Source organism: Streptomyces sp. NPDC031418, from assembly GCF_055581605.1.
In genome coordinates this window covers 90,544-114,333 of sequence record NZ_JBVIJC010000020.1, presented here as the reverse complement: position 1 = coordinate 114,333, position 23,790 = coordinate 90,544, and the positions used below count along the sequence as shown (strand labels likewise).

Below are 23,790 nucleotides of genomic sequence, written 5' to 3'. Positions count from 1 at the left end.
TGCGTCCGGTCGCTCCCGGCCTCGGCGTGCGGTCACGCCGAGGCCGGAGTGCGTTCCGGGTGCGCCGGGTCCAGGGAGAAGACGGTGCCGTCGGGCGCGGTGACCAGCAGCGCGCCCCGGTCCAGGAAGGCCAGCGCGGGGTAGCCGCTCTGCGCGCCGCCGGCCAGGGGGTACGACTCCCACAGCCGGTGCCCCCGGCGGGCGTCCAGGGCGGCCGCGCGGCCGCTGACACTGGCCAGGAACACGGTGCCGTCCGGGCCGTCGGCCACCGGGCGGCCCGGCTGCTCCAAGGTCGTCCGGGTCCGCCACAGCCGCTTTCCCGTCTCCGGGGAGTGGGCGGTGACCAGCCCGTTGGAGACGGTGAAGCAGAGCATGCCGCCCGTGAGGGTCACCTCCCCCTTGGGCGCGCCCGCCAGCGCCACCGTCCGCTGCGCCCCGGTCTCCCGGTCCACCAGGATCGCGTGGCCGTAGGCCGTGTCGTCCGGGCCCTGGCTCCCCGTCCCGCTCTGCTGGGCGAAGACCAGACGGCCGCCGAGGGCGCCCAGATAGGTGGTGCGGGTCGGGAGCACGGCCAGCGTGCGGGTGGTGCCGTCGGCCGGGTCGACGGAGAGCAGCCGGGCGCCCGGCCGGGTACCCGTGAACCGGCTGCACACGGCGTACAGGCCGCCGTCCGGGTCGTACACGTCGCAGGAGTGGTCCGCGGGCAGCGGCATCGACCAGCGGCGGCCACCGCCGTGCAGGGAGTACGCGACGAACGCATGCCCGGCGCTCTCGTCGGGCGCCAGGGCCAGGCCCGCCACCAGGGCCGGCATGTCGGCCATCCGGTCCGTCATCGGCCGGGACCACAGCACCTTCCCGGTCCCTGCGTCGAGCGCGACGACGGACGGCACGCTGTCGCCGCCCATGTCCAGGAACCGGGTCCGGCGCAGCAGTACCACGCCGTCGTGCACGCCGAGGACGTAGTTCTCGTACCGGATCGCGCCGGTGCCGGGCCCGTCGTCGGCGCGCCAGAGCACCTTGCCGGTCAGCGCGTCGAGCCGGACCGGCAGGACCTGGTCACCGGCGCAGTAGAGGGAGCCGGACTCCTGCGCGCAGGAGAGGGAGCCGTCGCCGGAGCCGTGGGGCGCCTTGGTGACGCCGTGCGCGGCGTTCGCGAACACCGTGGTCCGCCAGGGGCGCCAGCCGGCCGGCACCGGCGCCCAGCGGCGGGCCTCCGTGGCGCCGACGGTGCCGCCGGCTCCGGTGGTGCTGCCTCCCTGCGAGGGGCCGAGCAGCAGATAGGCGGTGAGTGCGATCCCCAGCACCCCGGACGCCCCGGCCAGGGCGAGCAGCCGAGCGCGGTGACGACGCACCCCGGTCCGCCGCCCGGACGCCGTGGGCCGGGTCGGCTCCGGGTCGGGCCGGCGCAGGGTCACGGTGGGCAGGTCGCCGGGCGCGGGGGCGGGCAGGCCGGTCGCGAAATCCTCCGCCAGCGCGTCCAGTCCGGGCCGGTCGGCGGCGTCCTTGGCGAGGCAGCGGGTCAGGATGGCGCGCAGGGCCGGAGTCAGCGGTTCCAGGTCCGGTTCCTCGTGGACCACCCGGTAGGCCGTCAGATACGGGCTGTCGGTGTCGAAGGGGCCGCGGCCGGTCGCCGCGTAGACCAGCAGCGCGCCGAGGGAGAAGACGTCCGAGGCGGGGCCGACCGTACGGGCGTCGGTGAGCTGCTCGGGAGACATGAACGGCGGAGTGCCGATCATGTGGCCGGTCTCGGTGAGGGTCCGGTCACCGGCGGCGCGGGAGATGCCGAAGTCGATGACGCGCGGGCCGTCCTCGGCCATCAGGACGTTGCCGGGCTTGAGGTCCCGGTGCACGACGCCGGCCCGGTGGATGTCCCGCAACGCCTCCACCAGCCCGAGGGCGAGGCCCCGCAGCTCGGCGGCGCGCAGCGGCCCCACCTGCTCGATCCACTCCGCGAGCGAGCGCGCCGGCACGTACTGGGTGGCCATCCAGGGCCGTACGGCCTCCGGGTCGGCGTCCACGACCGGCGCGGTGAAGGCGCCGCTCACCTTCCTTACGGCGGCGATCTCCTGCCGGAAGCGGGCCCGGAAGACGGGGTCCTCGGCGTACTGGGCGTGCACGATCTTGACGGCGACCTCGCGCCCGGAACGGGCCCGGGCCCGGTAGACGACCCCCATGCCGCCGGACCCCAGCCGGTCGACGATCCGATAGCCGCCGACCGACCTCGGCTCCTCCATGCGCAGTGACACCGCCCCGTTCCCCTTCCCCCGCGAAGCAGCTGGAGTCCACAGGATAAGGACAGCTCAGGGGGGAAGGGGCCACGGGTGCCGAACCGCTACACCGCCGCGGGCTCGGGCTCGTCGGAGGTGGGCTGCGCCGGGGCCGGTGCGCCCTTCTTCGCCGCCCGCTTCTTCGCCCGCCGCTCCTTGCGCAGCTCCAGCATCGCGTAGAGCGTCGGGACCAGGAGCAGGGTCAGCAGGGTCGACGTGATCAGACCGCCGATGACGACGACCGCGAGCGGCTGGGCGATGAAGCCGCCCTCGCCGGTGACGCCCAGGGCCATCGGGAGCAGGGCGAAGATGGTCGCCAGCGCCGTCATCAGGATCGGGCGGAGCCGGTGCCGGCCGCCCTCGACCACGGCCTCGACCACACCGTAGCCCTGGCCGCGGTACTGGTTGATCAGGTCGATCAGCACGATCGCGTTGGTGACCACGATGCCGATGAGCATCAGCATGCCGATCATCGCCGGGACGCCCATCGGGGTGCCGGTGGCGACGAGCAGACCGATCGCGCCGGTGGCCGCGAAGGGGATCGACACCAGCAGGATCAGCGGCTGGGCCAGCGAACGGAAGGTCGCGACCAGCAGCATGAAGACGATCGCGATCGCCGCCAGCATGGCCAGGCCCAGGTTCTTGAACGCGTCGTCCTGGTCGGAGCTGACCCCGCCGATCTCCGCCTTGGCGCCCGCGGGCAGCTTCAGGGCCTTGATCTTCGCCTGGAGCTTGGTGCTGATCGCACCCGTGTTGTCACCGGTCGGCTTGGCGGTGATGGTGGCGGCGCGCTGGCCGTCGATCCGGGTCAGCGACACCGGGCCGTCCACCAGCTTCACCGTGGCGATGTCGCCGAGCTTCACCGGGCCGAGGCGGAGGTTCCGCAGCTGTGCGAGCGTCGTCGCGGGCTTGGCCGACCGCACCACGACATCGCGCTCGGTGTCGTCCAGGACCGCCTTGGCCGCCGTCGTGCCGCGCACCGCCTCGGCGACCGCCGCGCCGAGCTTCTGGTCGTCGAACCCGGCCGCCGCCGCCTTGGCGTTGGCCTTGACCGAGATCCGCGGCACGCTCGTCGCCAGGTCGCTGGTGACGTCCGTGACGTGGTCGAGCCCGGCGACGGTGGAGCGGACCTGCTCGGCCGCCGTGCGCAGCGCCTGCGGGTCGGAGGCCTTCACCACGACGCTGAGGTCCTGGTTGCCGAAGCCGTCACCGGCCGCCACCGTGGTCGTACCGATGCCCTTGAGCTTCTTCAGCCCGTCCTCCAGGCGCTGCTGGACCTCGTCGTAGGACTTCGAGTCCTTCAGCATCACCTGGTAGGTGGCCTGGTTGGTGTCCGTGCCGCCGCCGAAGGCCGCCATGAAGCCGGAGGAGCCGACGGTGACCTGGTAGTCCTTGACGCCGTCGGTGGCGGCGATGAGCTTCTCCACCTTCTTCGCCTGGGCGTCGGTGGCCGCGAGGCCGGTGCCGGCCTTCAGCTCCTGCTTGACGGTGAGGACCTGCTGCTCGCCCTGGTCGAAGAAGTTGGTCTTCAGCAGCCCGGACATGCCGAACGTGACGACCAGGACCACGATCGCGATCAGGACGCTGGTCAGCCGGCGCCGGGTGGCGAAGCGCAGCACGGGGACGTACGCGCGCTGGAGGCGGCTGTTCGCCTCCTTCTCCTCGGCCCGCCGGCGCGCCTCCTCGGCGTCCTCCGGGGTGCCCTTCGGAGCGCGCAGGAACCAGTACGACAGGACCGGTACGACGGTCAGCGACACCAGCAGGGACGCCAGCAGGGCCGCCGTCACCGTGATGCTGAACGAGCCGAACAGCGCGCCCACCATGCCGCCGACCAGGCCGATCGGCAGGAACACGGCGACCGTGGTGAGGGTGGAGGAGGTGACCGCGCCGGCCACCTCGCGCACCGCGGTGAGGATGGCCTCCTTGCGCTCCTCGCCGTACCCGAGGTGCCGCTTGATGTTCTCCAGCACCACGATCGAGTCGTCCACGACCCGGCCGATGGCGATGGTCAGCGCACCCAGCGTGAGCATGTTCAGGGACAGGCCGTCGGTCCACAGCACGATCAGCGCGAGGACGACGGACAGCGGGATGGAGACCGCCGTCACCAGCGTCGAGCGGAGCGAGGCGAGGAAGAGCAGGATGATCAGGACCGCGAAGAGCAGACCGAGCGCGCCCTCCGTGGTGAGGCCCTTGATGGACTTGGAGACCGCCGGGCCCTGGTCGCTCACGACGGTCAGCCGGGCGCCGGAGCCGAGCTGACGGCGCAGGTCGGGCAGCTTGTCCTTGACCGCGCCGGAGATGGACACCGCGCTGCCGTCGTGGTCCATGGTGACGCTGACGGCGAGGCTGGGCCGGCCGTCGGTGCGGGTGATGGAGTCGGCCGGGGCGGGCTGCTCCTTGACGGTGGCCACGGCACCGAGGCGGACGGGCTTGCCGCCGTTCGCGCCGGCGATCATCAGGTCCCGGATCTGCTGCACCGAGGTGAAGCCGCCGCCGACCTGGACGGTGCGGTTGGCGCCGTTCTCCTCGAAGGAACCGGCCGGGACGGTCGCGCCGCCCGCCTGGAGCGCCTGGCCGAGGGCGGCCGGGGTGAGTCCGGCCCGGCCGAGCGCGGCCTCGTCGGGGGTGACGGTGACCTGGACGTCACGGACGCCGGTGACCTGGACCCGGCCCACGCCGTCGATGTCCTTCAGGGACGGTACGACCGTCCGGTCGAGCTGGTCGGCGAGGGACTGCTGGTCCTTGTCCGAGGTGACGGCGAGGACCACGGTCGGCATGTCGTCCGTGGAGCCGGAGATGACCTGCGGCTCGACGTCGCCGGGAAGCTGGTTGCGGGCCCGGTTGACGGCCTGCTGGACGTCGGAGACGAGCTGCTTGGTGTCGTTGCCGTAGTCGAAGGACGCCATGATCACGGCGTTGCCCTCGCTGGCGGTGGAGGTGACACCCTTGATGCCGGAGACGCCCTGGAGGTTGTTCTCGATGGGCTCGACGACCTGCTTCTCGACGACGTCGGGCGAGGCGCCGTGGTACGGCGCGATGACCGACACCATGGGCAGGTTGATGGTGGGCAGCAGCTGCTGCTTGATCTGGGGTATCGCAATCAGCCCGAAGACCAGCGCGACGATCGACATGAGCCCTATGAGGGCCCGTTGGGCGAGGCTGAATCTGGACAGCCAGGACATGGGTCAGGGTCCTCTTCCGTGAGCGGCAGAAGCACGGCGGGGCGCACGGGTGAGCGCCCACCTCACCACCCTGAGCCATGGCCAGGGGCCGTTCCGTAGGCCCCAGGTCCCGTTCCTTATGCCATCTCTACTCCGCGCGCAGTACACGCGGGTGGAGATCAGTCCATCCTCGGGCGCACCAGCCCGGACTCGTAGGCGATCACCACGAGCTGCGCCCGGTCCCGCGCGCCGAGCTTGGCCATGGCGCGGTTGACGTGCGTCTTCACGGTCAGCGGGCTGACCTGGAGCCGCTCGGCGATCTCGTCGTTGGAGTGGCCGCCGGCGACCTGCACCAGCACCTCCCGCTCCCGGCCGGTGAGCGCGCCCAGCCGCGCGGAGCGGGCGGGGTCGCGGTCGTCGTCGCCCTGGGCCAGGAAGCGGGCGATCAGCCCCTTGGTGGCGGCCGGGGAGAGCAGCGCCTCGCCGCCCGCCGCGACCCGGATGGCGTTCAGCAGCTCCTCCGGTTCGCTGCCCTTGCCGAGGAAGCCGGAGGCGCCGGCCCGCAGCGCCTGGACGACGTAGTCGTCCACCTCGAAGGTGGTCAGGATGACCACGTGGACCTGGGCCAGCTCGGGGTCGGAGCTGATCATCCGGGTGGCGGCGAGTCCGTCGGTGCCGGGCATCCGGATGTCCATGAGGACGACGTCGGGGGCGTACTCCTTGGCGAGCCGGACCGCCTCTGCGCCCTCGCAGGCCTCCCCCACCACCTCCATGTCGGGCTCGGAGTCGACCAGCACCCGGAACGCGCTGCGCAGCAGTGCCTGGTCGTCGGCGAGCAGGACACGGATCGTCATGCGGGCTCCCCCTGGGCCGTCGTACGCGCGTCGGCGGTGCGCGTGTCGGTTGCGAGGGGCAGGATCGCATGGACGCGGAAGCCGCCGCCGTAGCGGGGCCCGGTGGTCAGCCTGCCGCCGAGGGCCCCGACCCGCTCGCGCATCCCGAGCAGCCCGTGCCCTCCTCCGTCCTGCGGTACGGCCGCCTCCCCGGCTCCGTCGTCCAACACGCTGACCTCGATGGCCGACCCGACGCGTACGACGCTGACCTCCGCCCTGGCGCCCGGCCCGGCGTGCTTGCGGGCGTTCGTCAGGGCTTCCTGGACGATCCGGTAGACGGCCAGGTCGACGGCGGCCGGCAGGTCCCCGGTCCGGTCCGGAAGGGCCACCTCCACCGGCAGGCCCGCGCTGCGGAAGGTGCCGGCCAGCTCCTCCAGGCGGTCGAGGCCGGGGGCGGGCTCGGTCGGGGCCTCGGGATCACCGGACTGGCGCAGCAGGCCCACGGTCGCCCGCAGCTCGTTCAGCGCGCTGCGGCTGGCCTCGCGGACATGGGCGAGGGCCTCCTTGGCCTGGTCGGGCCGCTTGTCCATGACATGGGCGGCGACACCGGCCTGCACATTCACCAGGGCGATGTGATGGGCGACCACGTCGTGCAGATCGCGGGCGATGCGCAGCCGCTCCTCGGCGACCCGGCGGCGGGCCTCCTCCTCACGGGTGCGCTCGGCGCGTTCCGCCCGCTCCCGCATGGCCTGGACGACCGCGCGGCGGCTGCGGACGGCGTCCCCGGCGGTGGCGCCGATGCCGGTCCAGGCGAGGACGCCCAGGTTCTCCTGCGCGTACCAGGGCAGCGGGCCGCCGAGCATGGCGGCGGCCGTCAGCACGGTGGTGGTGAGCAGGCCGATGCGCAGGGTGGTGGTGCGGTCGGTGGCCGAGGCGACGGTGTACAGGGCGATGACGGCGGACATCCCGACCGGGGCGCGCGGGTCGCCGGTGACGAACTCGACGAGGGAAAAGGCGCCGGTGAGGGCGAGGACCAGCATGGGGGCGCGGCGGCGGAAGACCAGGGCCGCGGCGCCGAGCAGCATCAGCAGCAGGCTGAGCGGGTCGGGGGTGCGGACGCCCCAGGTCACCCCGTGCGGTCCCTGGGGCACCACGAAGGAGCCCGCGATCATGCAGGCCAGGACGCCTGCGGCGAGGGCCGCGTCCAGGGCCAGGGGGTGGGCCCTGAGGCGGCAGCGGGCGCGGTCGAGAGTGCTCACGGTGTGAACAGTACGGCGGCGGTCGAGGCTCCCTTGTCCGTCACCTTTCCCGGCACCCGGGGGGTCAGCCGGGGATCAGGCCGTCGTCGCTCAGCAGGTCGCGGACCTGCTCCAGGCTCGCGTCCGCCGACGGCAGGATGAGGTCCGACGGTTCCAGCGCGTCGTCCGGCAGCGGGACGCCCAGCCGGTGGACCGCGGACAGGAGGGCGTCGAGGGTGCGGCGGAAGCCGGCCTCGTCGCCGCTCTCCATCTCGGCCAGCAGCTCGTCGTCCAGCTGGTTCAGCTCGGCCAGGTGGGCGTCGTCCACGCTCACCTGGCCCTCCCCCATGATCCTTACGATCACGTCGGCCTCCTCGGCGTGACCCCTACTGCTTGTCGAAGCGCGGGGTGTCCTGCGGCTGCTGCTGGGACTGTCCCTGACCGGTGCCGCCCTCGATGGCCTGCTGCGGCGCGCCGCCGGCCAGCTCGGCCTTCATGCGCTGAAGTTCCAGCTCTACATCACTACCACCGGAGATCCGGTCCAGCTCGGCGGCGATGTCGTCCTTGGCCATGCCGGTCGGGTCGTCCAGGGCACCGGAGGCGAGCAGCTCGTCGATGGCGCCGGCCCGGGCCTGCATCTGCTGCGTCTTGTCCTCGGCGCGCTGGATGGCGAGCCCGACGTCGCCCATCTCCTCGGAGATGCCGGAGAAGGCCTCGCCGATCCGGGTCTGCGCCTGGGCGGCGGTGTAGGTGGCCTTGATGGTCTCCTTCTTCGTACGGAAGGCGTCCACCTTGGCCTGGAGCCGCTGGGCCGCCAGGGTGAGCTTCTCCTCCTCGCCCTGGAGGGTCGCGTGCTGCGTCTGGAGGTCCGTCACCTGCTGCTGGAGGGCGGCACGCCGGGACAGCGCCTCGCGGGCCAGGTCCTCCCGGCCCAGCGCGAGCGCCTTGCGGCCCTGGTCCTCCAGCTTGGAGGACTGCTGCTGCAACTGGTTGAGCTGGAGTTCCAGGCGCTTGCGGGAGGTCGCCACGTCGGCGACGCCGCGGCGGACCTTCTGGAGCAGCTCCAGCTGCTTCTGGTACGAGTAATCGAGGGTCTCGCGCGGGTCCTCGGCCCGGTCAAGGGCCTTGTTCGCCTTCGCGCGGAAGATCATCCCCATACGCTTCATGACACCGCTCATGGGCTTCGCGCGCCCCCTTCTGACGGACTCCAGCTCACAGATCCAGCGACAGAACCCACAGTACGGGCCCTGCCTCCATTACCGCACTGTCCGGGGGCTGATGCGCTCATCCCCGAGAACGACTGCGGACGGCACCGCTCCGGCCTGAGGAGTAGGTGGCCCCTCAGATCCTCCTCCGGGTCCCCGGATCTTCCGACCCCGGTTCGGTCCCGGTTGTGTCCCGGTTCTGTCCCTTCCCGAGGCCCGCGCGCACGCCGGTACGCGTCCGGTGTTGCCGGATCGTTCCCCGAAGGGCTGGGGTCCATGCCCGGGAAGCCCGTACCCTTGGGTTTTGTGTTCCGTAGCCGTGCCAAGGAAGAGAAGGCGCCCGCCGACAAGGCCGTGGTGACCGACTCCAAGCAGCCCCGTGACCCGCAGGCCCCGAAGGGCCGGCCCACGCCCAAGCGCAGTGAGGCCCAGTCCCAGCGCCGAAGCGTGGCCCAAACGCCGACGACCCGCAAGGAGGCAGCGCAGCGCAACCGCGAGGAGCGCCGGCAGGCGCTGGAGCGGCAGCGCCAGGCGCTCGCCGGCGGCGACGAGCGGTATCTGCCGGTCCGGGACAAGGGCCCGGTCCGCAAGTTCGCCCGGAACTGGGTGGACTCCCGGTTCAACGTGGCGGAGTTCTTCCTGCCGCTCGCCGTGGTGATCCTCGTGCTGAGCATCGTGAAGGTGCCCGCGATCCAGTCCGTGGCGCTGCTGCTGTGGCTGGTGGTGATCGTGCTGATCGTGCTCGACGCGGCGTTCAGCGGCTTCCGGCTGAAGAAGCGGCTCAAGGAGCGCTTCCCGGACGAGAACACCCGCGGCGCGGTCGCCTACGCCCTGCTCCGCTCCCTCCAGATGCGCCGGCTCCGGCTGCCGAAGCCGCAGGTCAAGCGCGGAGAGCGGCCCTGAGCGCAGAGGCTTTCACCGGGGGCGCGGCCAAGGCCTGGCTGCACAAGCTGGGCGGCCTGCGCGATGTCGTACGGCAGGAGCTGGTGGCCCGCCAGCTGGACGAGCAGATAGCCGGGCGGTTCCCGGTCGGGCAGCGGCTGCGGGTGCTCGACGTCGGGATGGGCCAGGGCACGCAGGCGCTGCGGCTGGCCCGGCTCGGCCACCAGGTGACCGGGGTCGAGCGGGAGCCGGCGATGATCGCCGCCGCGCGCGAGGCGCTGGCCGCCGAGCCGGAGGGCATCCGGGCGCGGGTCCGGCTGGTGCAGGGCGACGGGCGGGACACCGGTGTGCACTTCCTGCCGGGCAGCTTCGACGTGGTGCTCTGCCACGGCGTACTGATGTACGTCGAGGAGCCCGACCCGCTGGTGGCGGGGCTGGCGCGGATGCTGGCCCCCGGCGGGCTCCTCTCCCTGCTGGTCCGCAACGGCGACGCGCTGGCGATGCGCCCGGGCCTGTCCGGCGACTGGGCGGGGGCGCTGGCCGCCTTCGACACCACCGCCTACAGCAACCGTCTGGGCCTGGACGCCCGGGCCGACCGGCTGTCCACGCTCACCGCGACGCTCGCCGGGATCGCGGCCCCGCTGCACGCCTGGTACGGCGTGCGCGTCTTCACGGACACGGCCGCGGACGGCACACAGATCCCGGACGACCTCGAGACCCTGCTGGCCGTCGAGGAACGCGCGGGCCGCACGGACCCCTACCGCCGGGTGGCGGCACTGCTGCATCTGTGCGGCGTACGGGGCTAGATCCGTTCGGGGCAACAGCGCGGGCTTCGTGATCACCGGGCGGTGAGACTCGGGGCATGGATGCTTTCCGTACCGGTGTGCTGCGGGCCGTGGTGGTGCTGGCGTGCTGCGCGGGCCTCGCCACCGGCTGCCAGAAGCCCTCGGCCGAGGCGGGCCAGGATCCGCCGGCGGCCACCCGGGCGGCCGTGCCGATGGCCGTGGGTGATCTCCAGAGCCAGTACCAGAAGGTCATCCGGGAGGTCCTGCCGTCGGTCGTGCAGATCCGGGCGGGCAACCGGCTGGGCTCCGGGGTGGTGTACGACGGCAGGGGACACATCGTCACCAACGCGCATGTGGTCGGCTCCGCGAAGGCGTTCACGGTGACCACGGCCAGCACCGAGGAGCCGCTCACCGCGCGCCTGGTCTCCTCCTACCCCGAGCAGGATCTGGCCGTGATCAAGCTGGACCGGGCGCCGGCCGGGCTGAGACCGGCGGTGCTCGGCGACTCCGACAAGGTCGAGATGGGCCAGATCGTGCTGGCCATGGGCTCGCCGCTGGGGCTGTCCTCCAGCGTGACCCAGGGCATCGTCTCGGCGACCGGACGGACCGTCAGCGAGGGCAGCGACGGCGGGGGTACGGGCGCCACGATCCCGAACATGGTGCAGACCTCGGCGGCCATCAACCCCGGCAACAGCGGGGGCGCCCTGGTGAACCTGGACGGGCAGGTCATCGGCATTCCCACGCTCGCCGCGGCCGACCCGGCGCTGGGCGGCAGCGCGGCGCCCGGCATCGGGTTCGCGATCCCGGCGTCGATGGTGCGGACGGTCGCCGGACAGATCGTCGACAAGGGCAGGGTCGTCGACTCCGGGCGGGCCGCGCTCGGCGTCACCGTGCGGACGGTGGTGGACGTCCGCTACCAGCCGGCCGGGGTGGCGGTGGTCACCGCCAAGAGGGGTGACGCGGCCGACCGGGCGGGGCTGCGGCCCGGGGACATCATCACCAGGCTGGGCGACCAGCCCGTCACCACCGTCACCTCCCTGTCGGAGGCGCTGGCCGCGGACCGGCCCGGGCAGCGCACGACGGTGACCTATCTGCGGGGCAGCGGCGAGAAGACGGTGCGGGTGACGCTGGGCGAGCAGTGAGGAGGGGTACGGCACGCTCCCCCCACCGCTCGCCACCGGGCCGCCCGGCCGGGCTGCTAGGCGTCGGCGTGCAGGCTCATCGGCCCGTAGATCTCGCTGTTCTCCTCGTACAGCCGCACCTGGTCCGCGCCGCCCTCGCAGAGCGCCTTCCAGTGCTCGCCGATCCAGGACTCGGCGTCCCCCTGGGTGGTGAACTCCTCGGGCTGCACCGCGGGCTGGACCTCCGTCCCGTCGGCCTTCTCGAACCGCCACGTCCATGCCGTCATATGGGCCTCCTCGTGATCCAACTCCTGGCAGCCTAGCCGGAAGCGCAAGACCTGCCAGGACAAGCGAAAATCGTCCCGTGGAAATCACTCTGCTCGGTACTGGTGCCCCGGCGGGACTGCCCCGGCCCGACTGTCCCTGCGCCGCCTGCGCACGCGCGCTGGGGCCCGACGCGCGGGCGGCGACCGCCGTGCTGGTGGACGGGGCGCTGCTGCTGGACCTGACGCCGGGGGCGGCGTTCGCGGCGGCGCGGGCCGGGCACTCGCTGGGCGGGGTGCGGCAGGTGCTGCTGTCGCATCCGCACGACGGCCCCGCGGTCGAGGTGCCGGCCGGGCTGCCGCAGCCCGGACGGGTGCCGGACGGCCGGGAGTTGGCGCTGCTGACGGGGCATCGGGTGCGCGCCGTGGCGATGGACGCGGGCGGCACCGGGTACGCGGTGACCGGGCCGGACGGGCAGCGGCTGCTGTATCTGCCGCCGGGCGGGGCGCCGGCCGGGCTGGAGGAGGCGCGGGCGGAGCCGTACGAGATGGTCCTCGCGGACGTGGTGGGGCGCCCGGACGCGCTGGCCCGGCTGCGGGCGGTGGGCTCGGTGGGCCCGACAACGGATGTGCTCGCCGTGCATGTCGGCCACGACGTGCCGCCCGGCCCGGAGCTGCGGCGGCGGCTGGCGGCGGCCGGGGCGCGGGCGGTGCCGGACGGTACGACGCTGGTGGTCGGGGCGTACGAGGACGTGCCGGACGTGCCGCGGCGCACGCTGGTGCTGGGCGGGGCGCGGTCGGGGAAGTCGGTGGAGGCCGAGCGGCGGCTGGAGGCCTTCCCGGATGTGCTGTACGTGGCGACCGGCGGGACGCGGGGCGGGGACACCGAGTGGGCGGCGCGGGTGGCGGCGCACCGGGAGCGGCGGCCGGGGTCGTGGCGTACGGCGGAGACGACGGATCTGGTGCCGCTGCTGGGCGAGGAGGGGCCGCCGCTGCTGATCGACTGCCTGTCGCTGTGGCTGACGGATGTCATGGACTCCGTGGGCGCGTGGGACGACGCGGAGTGGGCGGGCGGGGGTGAGAAGGCGCTGCGGGAGCGGGTGCGGGAGTTGGCGTCGGCGGTGCGGGGGGCGCGGCGGACGGTGGTGGCCGTGTCGAACGAGGTGGGCTCGGGGATCGTACCGGCGACGGCGTCGGGGCGGAGGTACCGGGATGAACTGGGGCGGCTGAACGCGGCGTTCGGGGCGGAGTGCGAGCACGTCGTGCTGGTGGTCGCCGGGCAGGCTGTGGTGCTGCGGGGCTGAGAGGTCGCCGCGCGGCTGTGGCGGGCTCAGTTCTTGCGGGCCAGGATGCGGTAGGAGTTGGCGAAGGGGGTGTGGCGGAGGAGGGGGGCGAGGGTGTGGTCGAGGATTGAGGCCAGGCCGATGAGGGGGGTTGCCATCGCCCGGAGTGCGGGGTGGGCGTGGGCCAGGGAGAGGGAGACGGCGGCCGCGAGGTCGTAGGGGAGGTGGGGTGCGCTGCGGTGGGTGGACAGGACCGTGCAGCCCCGCTCGGTCAGTTCCGCGCAGAGGTTGCGGAGCGGGATCAGATGCAGATGGCGGGGCTGGCCGTACGGCAGCCACCGGCGGCCGAGCAGCGGCGCGAACGCGCAGCGCGGGTCGGGGACCTCGATGAGCAGATGGCCGCCGGGGCGCAGGGCGCCCAAGGCCGCGCGGAGTTCGGCGCGCGGGTCCGGGGTGTGCTCCAGGTGGTGGAACATACTGACGACGTCGTAGCGGGCGCGCAGCCGGGCGAGCAGCTCCGGTGCGGTGAGTTCGCCCTGGTGCGCCTCCTCTACGCGTTCCTCCAGCAGGGCCTTGGCCACCCGGTGGGTCGGGTCGTGGCCGTCGAAGGAGGTGTACGGGAAGACCTCCTTCGCCGTCTCGGGGAAGGAGCCGTACCCCGTGCCCACGTCCAGCCAGCTCTCCGGCTCGGCCAGCGGCAGCACCGCGCGGGCCACGGCCCGCTGCCGGCGGCGCACCGCCCGGGGGGACAGGACCCGTTCGGCGAAGTCCTCCAGCCGGCCCTCGTGGAAGTCCCGGTGGTGCAGGGCGAGGCCCTCCGCGGTGAGCCGGGGGTTCCGGAAGACGTGGCCGCAGTCGCGGCACTCGTCCACGGCGCAGCTCTGCGGGCCGTGCCGCCTCTCGGCCGCCGCGCGCACCCGGGTGCGCAGGGACCGCGAGCCGCACCAGGGGCAGTCCTCGCGGCGCGGTGCGTGGCAGGGGTCGGCGGACCGGGGCAGGCTCTGCGGTGGGGTGTTCGACGTCGGTACGGACGGCACGGACGGCACGGTCGGCATGGGCGGCTCCCTGAGCGACATTCCGCTGCAAACCGGAACGTATGGGATACCGGTGGTGGGTGCAACGACGTCGCCGGAGTGTGGTGGCGATGTGGCACGGAAGCGTTTGTTCTCTGGCGGTACTGTTCGGCGAATGAGCAGGCTTAATCTGGACGACTTCACCGATCTGATCGAGCGCCCGGACGGGGGCGTGCGCCGTGACGCCGAGACCTGGCGGGAGCGCCGGATCGTGCCGCCCGGCGCGCTGGGGCGCCTCGACGAGCTGGGCGAGTGGCTGGCCGCCGCGCAGAGTGCCGTACCGGTACGGCCCATCGAGCGGCCCCGGGTGGTGCTCTTCGCCGGTGACCACGGGATCGCCGGGCTGGGCGTCTCGGCGCGGCCGGCGGGCAGCGCCGAGCAGCTGGTGCGGGCGGTGCTGGAGGGCGCGAGCCCGGTGTCCGTGCTCGCGCGGCGGCAGGACGTGCCGGTGCGGGTCGTGGACATGGCTCTGGACTGCGCGCCGGACGCCTTCCCGGAGGAGGTCGTACGGCACCGGGTGCGGCGCGGCAGCGGCCGTATCGACATCGAGGACGCGCTCACCCTGGACGAGGCCGAGGCGGCGCTGCGGGCGGGGGTCGCCGTCGCCGACGAGGAGGCCGACTCGGGTACGGACCTGGTGGTGCTCGGCGATGTCAGTGTGGGCGGCACGACGGCCGCGGCGGTGCTGATCGCCGCGCTGTGCGGGACCGACGCGTCGGTGGTGACCGGGCGCGGCGGGCTCGCGATCGACGACCTGGCGTGGATGCGCAAGTGCGCCGCGATCCGGGACGCGCTGCGCCGGGCGCGGCCGGTGCTCGGGGACCAGATGCAGCTGCTGGCGACCGTGGGCGGGGCGGACCTCGCGGCGATGACCGGGTTCCTGTTGCAGTGCGCGGTGCGCAAGCTGCCGGTGGTGCTGGACGGGGTGGTGGCCGCGGCGTGCGCGCTGGTCGCGCAGCGAGTGGCGTTCCGGGCGCCGGACTGGTGGCTGGCCGGGCACGACAGCGGGGAGCCGGGGCAGGCCAAGGCGCTGGACCGGATGGCCCTGGAGCCGCTGCTGGAGCAGGGCGTGAAGGTCGGCGAGGGAGTCGGCGGGCTGCTGGCGCTGCCGCTGGTGCGGGCCGCCGCGGCGCTGGCCGCGGAGCTGCCCGAGAAGCCGGACGCCGAGAAGCCCGAGGCCGCGGAGGCGCCGGAGGCGGACGAGTTGGCGGAGGAGTAGCCCGGTCGCGGAGCCGGTTCGGCAACACGGGGTTCGGCGGTGAGCCGTTGTGGTCGCCGTGGGCCGAAAAGGTGCGGTTCACCGGAGCAACGCCCATATGATCCTTCCCCATGGGAGATGCCCGAATTGCCGTTCCGCAGCGAGCCGAACCGGGGCGCTCGAGTGAGGAGGGGCGGCGGTCCACCGGGGCCTCCCGGCGGGCCGCCGCCCTCGCCGTCTGGTATCTGCGGACCGTCGCCTTCATCAACTTCCTCAGCGCGGTGTGGGTCTCGCTCTACCAGGACGTGCGCCGGCACAACCAGGACGACTTCTTCACCCCCTACCTGCTGACGGCCGGCTTCGCCTCCGGTGTCTTCACCACGTTCCTCGCCATCACCATGCGGCGCCGCAAGCGGGCCGCGTGGATCCTCAACCTGGTGCTCAGCGGGGCCTTTCTGGCCCTGTTCGCGTTCGCCATGGCGTTCCCGGAGATCCGGCGGTACGCGCAGAACTGGGTGTCGCTGGCGCTGACGGCCGCGTTCACCGGGGCGCTGCTCGTCGGGCGGCGGGAGTTCTACGCCAAGGGCGACCGGTCCAACCCGCGGCTCGCCGCGACCGTGGCCGTCGGCGGCGGGCTCGCCGCGAGCCTGCTGGCCGGGCTGATCGTCACCGTCACCAACCGGGCGCCGGACGCGGGCCGTTCGACCTTCTGGGAGCGCTGGCACTACGGCACCCTGCGCCTGGTGTCGGTCACCGCCGACGAGAGCCGCTTCCCCGGCATCGCCCCGCCCAACTGGGCCAATGTCGCCGTCAACGTGCTCAGTACGGTCCTCGTCCTCGCGGTGTTCTACGCCGCGTTCCGCTCCCGGCGCGCCGTCGACCCGCTCACCGAGGACGACGAGAAGCAGCTGCGGGCCCTGCTGGACCGGCACGGCGAGCGGGACTCGCTGGGCTATTTCGCGCTGCGCCGGGAGAAGAGCGTCGTGTGGTCGCCGACCGGCAAGGCGGCCGTCGCCTACCGGGTCGTCGGCGGGGTCAGTCTGGCGTCCGGGGATCCGCTCGGTGATCCGGAGGCCTGGCCGGGGGCGATCGCCCCGTGGCTGGCACAGGCGCGGGCGCACGGCTGGATCCCCGCGGTGATGGGGGCAAGCGAGGAGGCCGGGACCGTCTACGCCCGGCACGGCCTGGACGCGCTCGAACTCGGTGACGAGGCGATCGTGGAGGTCGCCGACTTCACCCTGGAGGGGCGGGCGATGCGGACCGTCCGGCAGGCGTACAACCGGGTGAAGCGGGTGGGCTACCGGGTGCGCATCCGGCGGCACGCGGACATCCCGGCGGACGAGATGGCGTACCTCCTGGAGCGCGCGGACGACTGGCGGGACGGCGCCACCGAGCGCGGGTTCAGCATGGCGCTGGGCCGGCTCGGCGATCCCGAGGACGGACAGTGCGTGATGCTGGAGTGCACGGACGCCGAAGGGCGGCTGCGGGCGCTGCTGTCCTTCGTGCCGTGGGGGCCGCACGGGCTGTCCCTGGACCTGATGCGGCGCGACCGGGACTCCGACAACGGGCTGATGGAGTTCATGGTCATCGAACTGCTGCGGCGGGCCGACGAGATCGGGATCACTCAGGTCTCACTCAACTTCGCGATGTTCCGGTCGGTCTTCGAACGTGGCGCGCGCCTCGGTGCCGGTCCGGTGCTGAGGCTGTGGCGCTCGCTGCTCAGCTTCTTCTCCCGCTGGTGGCAGATCGAGTCGCTGTACCGCGCCAACGCCAAGTACCGGCCCATCTGGGAACCGCGGTTCCTGCTCTTCGAGAAGAGCGCGGACCTGCTGCGCATCGGCCTCGCGGCGGCCCGCGCGGAGGGGTTCCTGGAGGCGCCGGGGCTGCCCAAGTGGCTGCATCGCAGGCATCTGGGGTCGCGCAGATGACCGTACGGGGATGAGGAACGCTTGATGGGAACGCTCGCCCGCTGGGCCCGTACCGAGTGGGGGCTGCTGTACGTCACCGTGCGCGAGCCCCTGGTGAAGCGGCGCCTGCGGGTGATGCCGATGACCCTGTCGGCGGTGGCCCTGACCGCCTTGCTCCAGTGGGTGCAGAACCAGCCGTGGGGATACCAGCCGGTGCAGGACTTCGGGGCCGTGCAGGCCGAGGACCCGCTGTGGCTGGCCCTGCTGCGCACTCCGCTGTCCCTGTTCGTGCCCGCGCTGGACCTGCCGGTGTGGGGCGCGCTGGCGCAGATCCTCTTCGTGTTCGGGATCGCCGAGGTGTGCATCGGCTGGTGGCGGACGCTGACCATCGCCTATGTCGCCACGCTCGCCGGGACGCTGTACGCGCGCATCGGCATCGGGCTCGGCGCGCACGCCCCGTTCGGGCTGCCCTGGACGGACGCGGAGGTGGTGGACACCGGTCCGTCGGCGGCGGTGGTGGGGCTCGCCGTGTTCGTGGGCTGGCGGTACGGCGCCTATGTCACGACGGGCGCGGTGACCGCGGCGATGGTGGTGGAGGTGCTGGTCAAGGAGAACCTGGCCGGCAAGGAGCATCTGGCGGCGCTGATGGCCGTGGGGCTGCTCTGCCTGGTGGCGGCGGTGCGGCACCGGCAGCGGCCCCGGTTCCGGCCGGCCCGTCGGCCGGGGCAGGGGCACCGGCGGTGGCAGCGGCTGCGGCACCGGCTGCGCGGGGGCGGCCGGCGCCTGCTCCGGGAGGCTCAGCGGCGGCCGGGCAGCCGGGCCGGGCGCGGGTCGGGTCTGCCGCCGATCCAGTCCTGAAGGGCGCGGCGCGGGCCGGACCAGCGGCGGTCGTGGTGGTAGGCGCGCAGCGCGGCCTTGGCGCGGGCGCGGGGCCGGCGGCCGTAGAAGCGGCGGGCCCACGGGGAGCCGGGGCGGGCCAGCCGTACGGCCCCGACGAGCGCGACCAGCGGCACGATCACGCCGATCACCGCCATTCGCGCCTTGCCCTTGCTCAGGGCCAGCAGCGACAGGAGGAAGTTCCCGGCGATGTTGAGGATGACCGTGCCGCGGTCGGTCAGCTCCTGCTGTGTCAGGTCGTTGACGCCGAAGGGGGAGAATCCGGCCAGCAGCAGTCCGACGAGGGCGCCGGTGAGGACGACGACCTCGACGCTCTTGCGGCCCTCCTCGGTCCAGTAGACGTCGTCCAGGTGCACGATCAGCGCGAACTCGTCCAGCACCAGCCCGACGCCCATGCCGAAGACGACGGCGGCGACGGCCGCGCCCGCGCCGTGCCGGTCGCTGGCGACGGCGCCGAAGCCGCCCACGACGGTGAGGAGCACCCCGGGGACGACGTGGTGGATGTGCAGCCCGCCCGCGCTTACATTGCCGAAGGGGCCCTTCCCGGCCCGGATCAGCCGGGTGATGACGCGGGTGACCAGAAAGGTCAGCACGAAGGCGGCAAGGGCGAGCAGCAGCGGAAGCTTGCCCGGTTCCACGATGTTCCGCACCCACCAGTGCCCCATGTGCGCACTTTATCCCCAGCGCCTGCCGGAGGCTCCGCAAGCGCCTAGTACCCTGCGCCGGTGCTCAAGTCCTCTTCGTTCGACGGTGTTCGGTTCGCCTTCGGCACGCTCACCGTGCTGCCCGTTCCGGTGACCCGGTGGGACCGGGCCGCCGCGCGCGGGGGCATGCTGAGCGCTCCGCTGGCCGGGCTGGTCGTCGGCGGCTGCTCGGCCGGGCTGGGGCTGGGGCTGCTCGCCCTGGGCGCCGGCGGGCTGCTCGCGGCCGTCGGCTCGGTCGCCGTACCGGCCGTCCTCACCCGTGGTCTGCACCTCGACGGGCTCGCCGACACCGCCGACGGGCTGGGCAGCGGCAAGCCCGCCGAGGACGCCCTGCGGATCATGAAGCAGTCGGACATCGGGCCGTTCGGGGTCATCACGCTCGTGCTGGTGCTGGCCGCCCAGGTCGCCGTCTTGGCGCAGCTGTACGGCGGCTCGTGGGCGCGGGGCGCGCTGGCCGCCGTGGTGTCGGCGACCGCCGCCCGGCTGGCGCTGACCCTGGCCGCCCGCGCCGGGGTGCCGGCCGCCCGGCCGGAGGGGCTGGGCGCGGCGGTGGCCGGGGTGGTGCCGGGTGGTGCGGCGCTGGCGGCGGCGGGCGTGGTGACCGTGGCGGCCGGGGCGGCGGGCGGCTGCCTCGGCGGGTACGACGGGCTGCGCGCCGCGCTCGCGGTCCTGGCCGCCGTCGGCGTCGCCGAGCTGCTGCTGCGCCGTTGTGTGCGGCGCTTCGGCGGGGTGACCGGGGATGTCTTCGGCGCCCTCGCGGAGACGGCCGCGACGGCCGCGTTCGTGGTGCTGGCGCTGGGCCGCTAGGCTCGTCCGCCGTACACGGACAGGAATGCAGGATCGGGGGGACTCCGTGCCTACGCTGCGCCGCGTTGCGGCCTGGTTCATCGACTTCGCACTGGTGCTGGCGGCGGCCTCGCTGCTCGCCGTGCTCACCTTCCACCGGATCACCGCGCTCGTCACCGACGTGCCGGAGCTGGCCACCAAGGGCGGCCTGGACCTGCTGGCCTCGCGCGGTGACGTCATCGGCGCCTCCGAGCACCTGGGGCTGTCGCTGTGGGACAAGGTGGTGCTGGACGTGGAGGAGGCCTTCGGGGCGCTCGTCCTCGTCACCTTCCTCTACCAGTGGGCCTGTCTGCGCTGGCTCGGCCGCACTCTCGGCAAGGGCCTGCTCGGCCTGTGCGTCACCCCGCGGCTGTCCCGGCACATCCTGCGCCGGGCCGCCGTGACCACCGCCGCCGACATCGCCGTCTTCGCGCTCGCCTGTGTGCTGCTGGTCGAGGGCCAGTTCCTGCTGTCGGTGGCGGTGTGGGCGGTCGCGGTGCTGCTGTTCCTCGTCAACGCGCTGACCGTCCTCTCCCCCACCCGCCGCTCCCTCGCCGACCGGCTGGCCGGCACCACCGTGGACAGCGCGTTTCAGCGTCCGGTGCCCAGCCCGTGGGGCAGTGTGCCCCAGGGGTGAGCGCCGGTGCCGGGCACCGCGCAGTGCACGGCGGCGCCCCGCTCCCGCGCGGCGCCGGCCAGGTCGACGCCGGCCGGGACGCCGTACACCAGATGGCAGTGGCGCGCCCCCGCCGGAGAGGGTTCGGGCCGGGCGGGTGTGCGGCGGTACGCCGTCCAGGGGCCCTCGAAGGTGACGAGCAGCTCCGCCAGCGCCGCGTACGCCGGGTGCGGGGGCGTGCCGTGGTTCAGGGCGAGCGTGCGGCAGCCGAGGGCGCGGGCGGCCGCGGCCAGCCGCTCGCAGGCCGCGAACTCGCCGATCCCGGTGCTCACCTGGTCGAGGAAGGCGCCCTGGACGCCGTACCAGTCCCGGTGCCGGGTCAGGTCGCGTACGACGTCCTCGTACGGCCGCCCGCCGTAGCCCGTGTCCACATAGCCGAGCACGGTCACCCCGGCCGCCCGCAGCCGCGCGGCCGTGTCGGCGAAGTCCGCGTCGGGGCGCTCGCCCGGGCCGCTCGCGGGGTTGAGGACGACGCCGTACAGCCGGGGTGCGGCGGCGAGGACGGCCGCCCACTCGGCGGGACGCACCGCGGGGTGTTCGTAGTACGGGACCAGCAGAGTGCTCATCGGTGCGCGGTCACCCTTCCGAGCAGGCCGCACGCCAGCGCGGACTGGGCCAGGGCCGCCGCCGCGTACACGGCGAGCGCCACGGTGTGCGGGTGGCCCGTGCGGGCGAGCAGCGCCAGGGTCTGGGCGAGGGCGGCCGCGCCGCACCCGGCCGTGGCACCGAGCACCGCGCCGAAGGACTGGAGCAGCAGGCCGGTCCACAGCACCGCACCGAGCGCGAGCAGACCGGCCGCCTGCGGGCGGGGCAGGAACAGGGCGGGGACGAGCAGGGTCGCCAGGTAGGCGGCGAGGCAGCGGGCCAGGGCGCGGGCGGTGCTCCGACGGAAGGCCCGCGGGGTGTCGGTGGTGCGCAGGGCGGAGCGGGTGCGGGTGCGGAAGCGGTGGAGCAGGTGTTCCGCGGGCCCCATGCTGAGCGTCAGCGCCACCGCGGTGCGGGGGTCGGACAGCGAGGTGTGCAGGACGAGGGTGCCGGTGGCCAGGCCGAAGAGGGCGTAGGGCAGGGAGGCGACCGGCCGGGGGCCCGTCGTGGCCGCCCGGTCGCCGGGCTGCCGCGGCCCCTTCGGGCGCACCTCGCGCAGCCCGAGCACGGCCACGGCGGCGAGGGAGGTCAGCAGCAGCGCCGGCCGCCAGGGCCCCGGGAGCGGCAGGAACGGAGCGAGCAGGCCGCCGGCCGTCAGCGGGAGCAGGGCCGCCAGCAGCACCCGCTCCCGGCCCATGACCAGCAGGGCGCTGGACGCGCCCAGGTAGCAGGACTGGGCGGCCGCGAAGGCGATGGTCCCGGGGTGGCCGGGGCCGGTGACCGCCAGGGCCGTCAGGGTGCCGAGGAGCATGCCCGCCGGGGTGCCGGTAAGGAGGCAGCGGCGGGCCGCTGCCGGGTCGCCCAGGCCCAGCCAGGAGTAGGCGCGGTGGGCGAGGCCCTGGTTCCAGGCCCAGCCGCACAGGGCGCCCGCGAGCAGCGCGCGGGGGTCGGAGAGGAACGGGGCGCCGAGGACGTAGGCGAAGCCCGGCAGCGCGAAGAGGAGGCCGCGCAGCAGGCAGCCGAGGAGGCCGGTGTGCCAGGGCTCGGGGGGCGGGGCCGCCGGTTCGGGGTGGCGGCGGGGGGTGCGGTCGTAGAGCCGCTCGGCGAGGGCGAAGGAGTCCGGTACGCCGTAGCGCTCGCGTATCTGGTCGTCGGAGAGGCCGTCGGACTCCAGCAGGGCGGCTATCTCGTCCGGGTGGACCGCGGCGGCCGCGAACTCGTCCAGTTCGCGGGCGAGTCGGTCGATCGGGTCGGGCCGGGCCCAGCCGGGCCGGACGCGCGGGCGGGGCAGGGCGGGCAGGGCGGGCAGGGTGCGGGCCTGCCCGGGGGTGGTGTCGGTCATCGGCCGGTTCCGTCCGTGAGCGCGGTGTACCAGGGGTCGCGCAGTTCCGCGGTCCAGTCGGCGACCGTCTCGACCGTGGGTTCGTACCGCTCGGGCAGGCCGGCGAGTTCCTGGTAGACGGTGCGGAAGTTGTCGACCGAACGGCGCAGGGTGAACCGGTCGATGACCCGCCGGCGCGCCGACTCGCCGAGGGCGAGGCGTCGTTCGGGGTCCTTCAGGAGGGTCAGGGCGGCCGCCGCCATCTTCTCCGGTTCGCGCGGCGGGACGACCAGGCCGGTGTCGCCGACGGCCTCGCGGACCCCGCCGACGTCCGTGGAGACCGTCGTACGGCCGCAGGACATGGCCTCGATGAGGGAGAAGGGGAAGCCCTCGGAGATGGAGGAGAGCATGACGAGGTGGCCGGCCGCGTAGGCGCGCCACACCTCGGTGATGCGGCCCTCGAAGGTGAGGCCGTCGGTGACGCCGAGTTCGGCGGCGAGCTTCTCCAGGCGGGTGCGGTAGGCCTCGCCGCCGGGCGGGACCGGGCCGAAGAGCCGCAGCCGGGTCTCCGGGAGTTCGGCGCGGACCAGGGCGTAGGCGCGCAGCAGCGTCTCCAGGTCCTTGATGGGGTCGACGCGGCCGCACCAGGTGAGGGTGGGGACGTCGGGTTCGGGGCCGGCGTGCGGGAAGGCGTGCGGGTCGACACCGTTGTAGACGGTGCGGATGCGGTCGGCGTCGGCGCCGCCGCGCTCCTCCCAGCGGCGGTTGTACTGGTTGCAGGGGGTGATCAGGTCGGCCGCCCGGTAGGCGTGTGAATTGAGTTCACGGTAGAAGCCGAGGAGGAAGGCCTTCACGGGCCAGCGGTAGGGCTGGTCCCGGTGGCCGAGGTAGCGCTCGCGCAGATAGATGCCGTGCTCGGTGAGCAGGAAGGGCACTCCGTCGAGGCGGTGTGCGGCCAGGGCCGGCAGGGTGGCGAGGCCGTTGCTGACAGCGTGTGCGACGGAGTCCTCGGGGATCCGCACGCCGAGCGGGCGCAGGGCGTGTTCCAGCAGGTCGAGGGCGGTGAGCGCGTCGTGCACGGTGGGCCGGGCGACCGCCGTGGGCAGATGCGGCATGGTCCAGATCCAGTGCAGCGAGCGCAGCGCGGACTCGGTGCGCAGGGCCGCCGCCAGCCGTCCCTCGCGGGCGATGACGGCGAGGTCGTACAGCGCCGCACCGAAGTCGGTCTGCGGCTCGGGGTCGAGGAAGGACAGCAGCAGGCGCTCGTAGGCGTCGGTGAAGCGGCGCCGGGCCCGGCCGTACGGCGGCCGGGCGTGGCCGGGGCGGGGGCCCCAGGTGGGCACGGTGTGGTGGTGGCGGACGTTGGCCGGCAGCTCCCAGGTGACGGGTTCGCGGCCGGTGCCGGTGAGCGACACGACGTGGAAGCGGACCTCGGGCATGCCCCGGATCAGCTGGTCGCACCAGGTGCTGACGCCGCCGTGGATATGCGGGTAAGTGCCTTCGGTGAGCATGGTTATGTGACGGCCGGTACGGATGGTGTCCCCCCTGTGGTGTGTCCCGCGGTTC

At 73.8% G+C, this 23,790-nt stretch carries 21 protein-coding genes; 9 read left to right on the top strand and 12 right to left on the bottom strand.

From position 1 onward, the window contains the following. Nucleotides 1-32: 32 nt before the first annotated feature. From ACZ5CZ_RS27850 to ACZ5CZ_RS27825, 6 genes are all read right to left on the bottom strand, one after another. Complete coding sequence (locus ACZ5CZ_RS27850; protein WP_468947002.1) at nucleotides 33-2,246, bottom strand: protein kinase domain-containing protein; 2,214 nt, start codon at nucleotides 2,244-2,246, stop codon at nucleotides 33-35. Nucleotides 2,247-2,332: 86 nt separating this feature from the next. Then, entirely contained in the window at nucleotides 2,333-5,449 is a 3,117-nt protein-coding gene (locus ACZ5CZ_RS27845) for an efflux RND transporter permease subunit (protein ID WP_385844056.1), read from the bottom strand. Between the two features lie 158 nt (nucleotides 5,450-5,607). After that, entirely contained in the window at nucleotides 5,608-6,282 is a 675-nt protein-coding gene (locus tag ACZ5CZ_RS27840; protein WP_468947000.1) for a response regulator, read from the bottom strand. Further along, on the bottom strand, nucleotides 6,279-7,520 hold the full coding sequence (locus tag ACZ5CZ_RS27835; RefSeq protein ID WP_385844058.1) for a sensor histidine kinase: 1,242 nt from the start codon (nucleotides 7,518-7,520) through the stop codon (nucleotides 6,279-6,281). Before ACZ5CZ_RS27835 ends, ACZ5CZ_RS27840 begins: the two co-directional genes overlap by 4 nt. Before the next feature lie 64 nt (nucleotides 7,521-7,584). Continuing rightward, entirely contained in the window at nucleotides 7,585-7,863 is a 279-nt protein-coding gene (gene pspAA, locus ACZ5CZ_RS27830) for a PspA-associated protein PspAA (protein ID WP_385844059.1), read from the bottom strand. A gap of 22 nt (nucleotides 7,864-7,885) precedes the next feature. After that, complete coding sequence (locus ACZ5CZ_RS27825) at nucleotides 7,886-8,677, bottom strand: PspA/IM30 family protein (RefSeq protein WP_385844060.1); 792 nt, start codon at nucleotides 8,675-8,677, stop codon at nucleotides 7,886-7,888. A gap of 303 nt (nucleotides 8,678-8,980) precedes the next feature. Between ACZ5CZ_RS27825 and ACZ5CZ_RS27820 the strand changes: the two genes are divergently transcribed. The 3 genes from ACZ5CZ_RS27820 to ACZ5CZ_RS27810 all read left to right on the top strand — a co-directional run bounded on the left by ACZ5CZ_RS27820 (nucleotide 8,981) and on the right by ACZ5CZ_RS27810 (nucleotide 11,513). Continuing rightward, a complete protein-coding gene (locus ACZ5CZ_RS27820; RefSeq protein WP_450785509.1) occupies nucleotides 8,981-9,607 on the top strand; it encodes a DUF3043 domain-containing protein in 627 nt (208 codons plus the stop codon). Nucleotides 9,608-9,690: 83 nt separating this feature from the next. After that, the gene (locus ACZ5CZ_RS27815; protein WP_385844063.1) at nucleotides 9,691-10,392 is read left to right on the top strand and encodes a class I SAM-dependent methyltransferase; all 702 of its coding nucleotides are present in this window, start codon (nucleotides 9,691-9,693) and stop codon (nucleotides 10,390-10,392) included. 56 nt (nucleotides 10,393-10,448) lie between these two features. Beyond that, complete coding sequence (locus ACZ5CZ_RS27810; RefSeq protein WP_468946994.1) at nucleotides 10,449-11,513, top strand: S1C family serine protease; 1,065 nt, start codon at nucleotides 10,449-10,451, stop codon at nucleotides 11,511-11,513. 56 nt (nucleotides 11,514-11,569) lie between these two features. Here ACZ5CZ_RS27810 and ACZ5CZ_RS27805 read toward each other — a convergent pair whose 3' ends face one another. Continuing rightward, entirely contained in the window at nucleotides 11,570-11,779 is a 210-nt protein-coding gene (locus ACZ5CZ_RS27805; protein WP_385844065.1) for a hypothetical protein, read from the bottom strand. A gap of 77 nt (nucleotides 11,780-11,856) precedes the next feature. On the opposite strand from ACZ5CZ_RS27805, the gene ACZ5CZ_RS27800 reads away from it, so the two are divergent. After that, nucleotides 11,857-13,059 (top strand): bifunctional adenosylcobinamide kinase/adenosylcobinamide-phosphate guanylyltransferase, encoded by a 1,203-nt coding sequence (locus ACZ5CZ_RS27800; protein ID WP_385844067.1) that lies wholly within the window; start codon nucleotides 11,857-11,859, stop codon nucleotides 13,057-13,059. 26 nt (nucleotides 13,060-13,085) lie between these two features. Here ACZ5CZ_RS27800 and ACZ5CZ_RS27795 read toward each other — a convergent pair whose 3' ends face one another. Beyond that, a complete protein-coding gene (locus tag ACZ5CZ_RS27795) occupies nucleotides 13,086-14,093 on the bottom strand; it encodes a class I SAM-dependent methyltransferase (protein ID WP_468946989.1) in 1,008 nt (335 codons plus the stop codon). A gap of 133 nt (nucleotides 14,094-14,226) precedes the next feature. On the opposite strand from ACZ5CZ_RS27795, the gene cobT reads away from it, so the two are divergent. The 3 genes from cobT to ACZ5CZ_RS27780 all read left to right on the top strand — a co-directional run bounded on the left by cobT (nucleotide 14,227) and on the right by ACZ5CZ_RS27780 (nucleotide 18,074). Continuing rightward, nucleotides 14,227-15,330, top strand: a complete 1,104-nt coding sequence (gene cobT / locus ACZ5CZ_RS27790; RefSeq protein WP_385844070.1) for a nicotinate-nucleotide--dimethylbenzimidazole phosphoribosyltransferase — start codon at nucleotides 14,227-14,229, stop codon at nucleotides 15,328-15,330. A 110-nt stretch (nucleotides 15,331-15,440) separates the two neighbouring features. Beyond that, complete coding sequence (locus ACZ5CZ_RS27785; protein ID WP_385844071.1) at nucleotides 15,441-17,237, top strand: phosphatidylglycerol lysyltransferase domain-containing protein; 1,797 nt, start codon at nucleotides 15,441-15,443, stop codon at nucleotides 17,235-17,237. 24 nt (nucleotides 17,238-17,261) lie between these two features. Then, entirely contained in the window at nucleotides 17,262-18,074 is an 813-nt protein-coding gene (locus ACZ5CZ_RS27780) for a hypothetical protein (RefSeq protein WP_385844073.1), read from the top strand. Here the strand turns inward: ACZ5CZ_RS27780 and ACZ5CZ_RS27775 are convergent. Beyond that, on the bottom strand, nucleotides 18,014-18,778 hold the full coding sequence (locus ACZ5CZ_RS27775) for a hypothetical protein (protein ID WP_468946987.1): 765 nt from the start codon (nucleotides 18,776-18,778) through the stop codon (nucleotides 18,014-18,016). The genes ACZ5CZ_RS27780 and ACZ5CZ_RS27775 overlap by 61 nt on opposite strands. 60 nt (nucleotides 18,779-18,838) lie before the next feature. Here ACZ5CZ_RS27775 and ACZ5CZ_RS27770 point away from each other — a divergent pair, with 60 nt between their 5' ends. Together ACZ5CZ_RS27770 and ACZ5CZ_RS27765 are read left to right on the top strand one after the other, a co-directional pair. Continuing rightward, nucleotides 18,839-19,624 carry an adenosylcobinamide-GDP ribazoletransferase gene (locus ACZ5CZ_RS27770; protein ID WP_468946984.1) on the top strand — a complete coding sequence of 262 codons (786 nt, stop codon included), beginning with the start codon at nucleotides 18,839-18,841 and terminating at the stop codon, nucleotides 19,622-19,624. A gap of 46 nt (nucleotides 19,625-19,670) precedes the next feature. Further along, entirely contained in the window at nucleotides 19,671-20,279 is a 609-nt protein-coding gene (locus tag ACZ5CZ_RS27765; RefSeq protein WP_468946982.1) for an RDD family protein, read from the top strand. On the opposite strand, the gene ACZ5CZ_RS27760 is transcribed toward ACZ5CZ_RS27765, so the two are convergent. The 3 genes from ACZ5CZ_RS27760 to pelF are packed head-to-tail and all read right to left on the bottom strand — an operon-like array spanning nucleotide 20,234 to nucleotide 23,735. After that, nucleotides 20,234-20,884: a spherulation-specific family 4 protein gene (locus ACZ5CZ_RS27760; protein WP_385844078.1), complete on the bottom strand. Its 651-nt coding sequence runs from the start codon at nucleotides 20,882-20,884 to the stop codon at nucleotides 20,234-20,236. The two genes, ACZ5CZ_RS27765 and ACZ5CZ_RS27760, sit on opposite strands and share 46 nt — an antisense overlap. Further along, on the bottom strand, nucleotides 20,881-22,245 hold the full coding sequence (locus ACZ5CZ_RS27755) for a hypothetical protein (RefSeq protein WP_468946980.1): 1,365 nt from the start codon (nucleotides 22,243-22,245) through the stop codon (nucleotides 20,881-20,883). The genes ACZ5CZ_RS27760 and ACZ5CZ_RS27755 overlap by 4 nt, the downstream gene beginning before the upstream one ends. After that, nucleotides 22,242-23,735 carry a GT4 family glycosyltransferase PelF gene (gene pelF, locus ACZ5CZ_RS27750; protein WP_385844081.1) on the bottom strand — a complete coding sequence of 498 codons (1,494 nt, stop codon included), beginning with the start codon at nucleotides 23,733-23,735 and terminating at the stop codon, nucleotides 22,242-22,244. Before pelF ends, ACZ5CZ_RS27755 begins: the two co-directional genes overlap by 4 nt. Nucleotides 23,736-23,790: the final 55 nt, after the last annotated feature.

Coding starts and splice junctions, on each gene's coding strand:
- ACZ5CZ_RS27845 (WP_385844056.1), bottom strand. CDS start 5,449: ATGTCCTGGCTGTCCAGATTCAGCCTCGCCCAACGGGCCCTCATAGGG.
- ACZ5CZ_RS27840 (WP_468947000.1), bottom strand. CDS start 6,282: ATGACGATCCGTGTCCTGCTCGCCGACGACCAGGCACTGCTGCGCAGC.
- ACZ5CZ_RS27825 (WP_385844060.1), bottom strand. CDS start 8,677: ATGAGCGGTGTCATGAAGCGTATGGGGATGATCTTCCGCGCGAAGGCG.
- ACZ5CZ_RS27820 (WP_450785509.1), top strand. CDS start 8,981: ATGCCCGGGAAGCCCGTACCCTTGGGTTTTGTGTTCCGTAGCCGTGCC.
- ACZ5CZ_RS27810 (WP_468946994.1), top strand. CDS start 10,449: ATGGATGCTTTCCGTACCGGTGTGCTGCGGGCCGTGGTGGTGCTGGCG.
- ACZ5CZ_RS27805 (WP_385844065.1), bottom strand. CDS start 11,779: ATGACGGCATGGACGTGGCGGTTCGAGAAGGCCGACGGGACGGAGGTC.
- ACZ5CZ_RS27795 (WP_468946989.1), bottom strand. CDS start 14,093: ATGCCGACCGTGCCGTCCGTGCCGTCCGTACCGACGTCGAACACCCCA.
- cobT (WP_385844070.1), top strand. CDS start 14,227: ATGAGCAGGCTTAATCTGGACGACTTCACCGATCTGATCGAGCGCCCG.
- ACZ5CZ_RS27785 (WP_385844071.1), top strand. CDS start 15,441: ATGGGAGATGCCCGAATTGCCGTTCCGCAGCGAGCCGAACCGGGGCGC.
- ACZ5CZ_RS27780 (WP_385844073.1), top strand. CDS start 17,262: ATGGGAACGCTCGCCCGCTGGGCCCGTACCGAGTGGGGGCTGCTGTAC.
- ACZ5CZ_RS27775 (WP_468946987.1), bottom strand. CDS start 18,778: ATGGGGCACTGGTGGGTGCGGAACATCGTGGAACCGGGCAAGCTTCCG.
- ACZ5CZ_RS27760 (WP_385844078.1), bottom strand. CDS start 20,884: ATGAGCACTCTGCTGGTCCCGTACTACGAACACCCCGCGGTGCGTCCC.
- ACZ5CZ_RS27755 (WP_468946980.1), bottom strand. CDS start 22,245: ATGACCGACACCACCCCCGGGCAGGCCCGCACCCTGCCCGCCCTGCCC.
- pelF (WP_385844081.1), bottom strand. CDS start 23,735: ATGCTCACCGAAGGCACTTACCCGCATATCCACGGCGGCGTCAGCACC.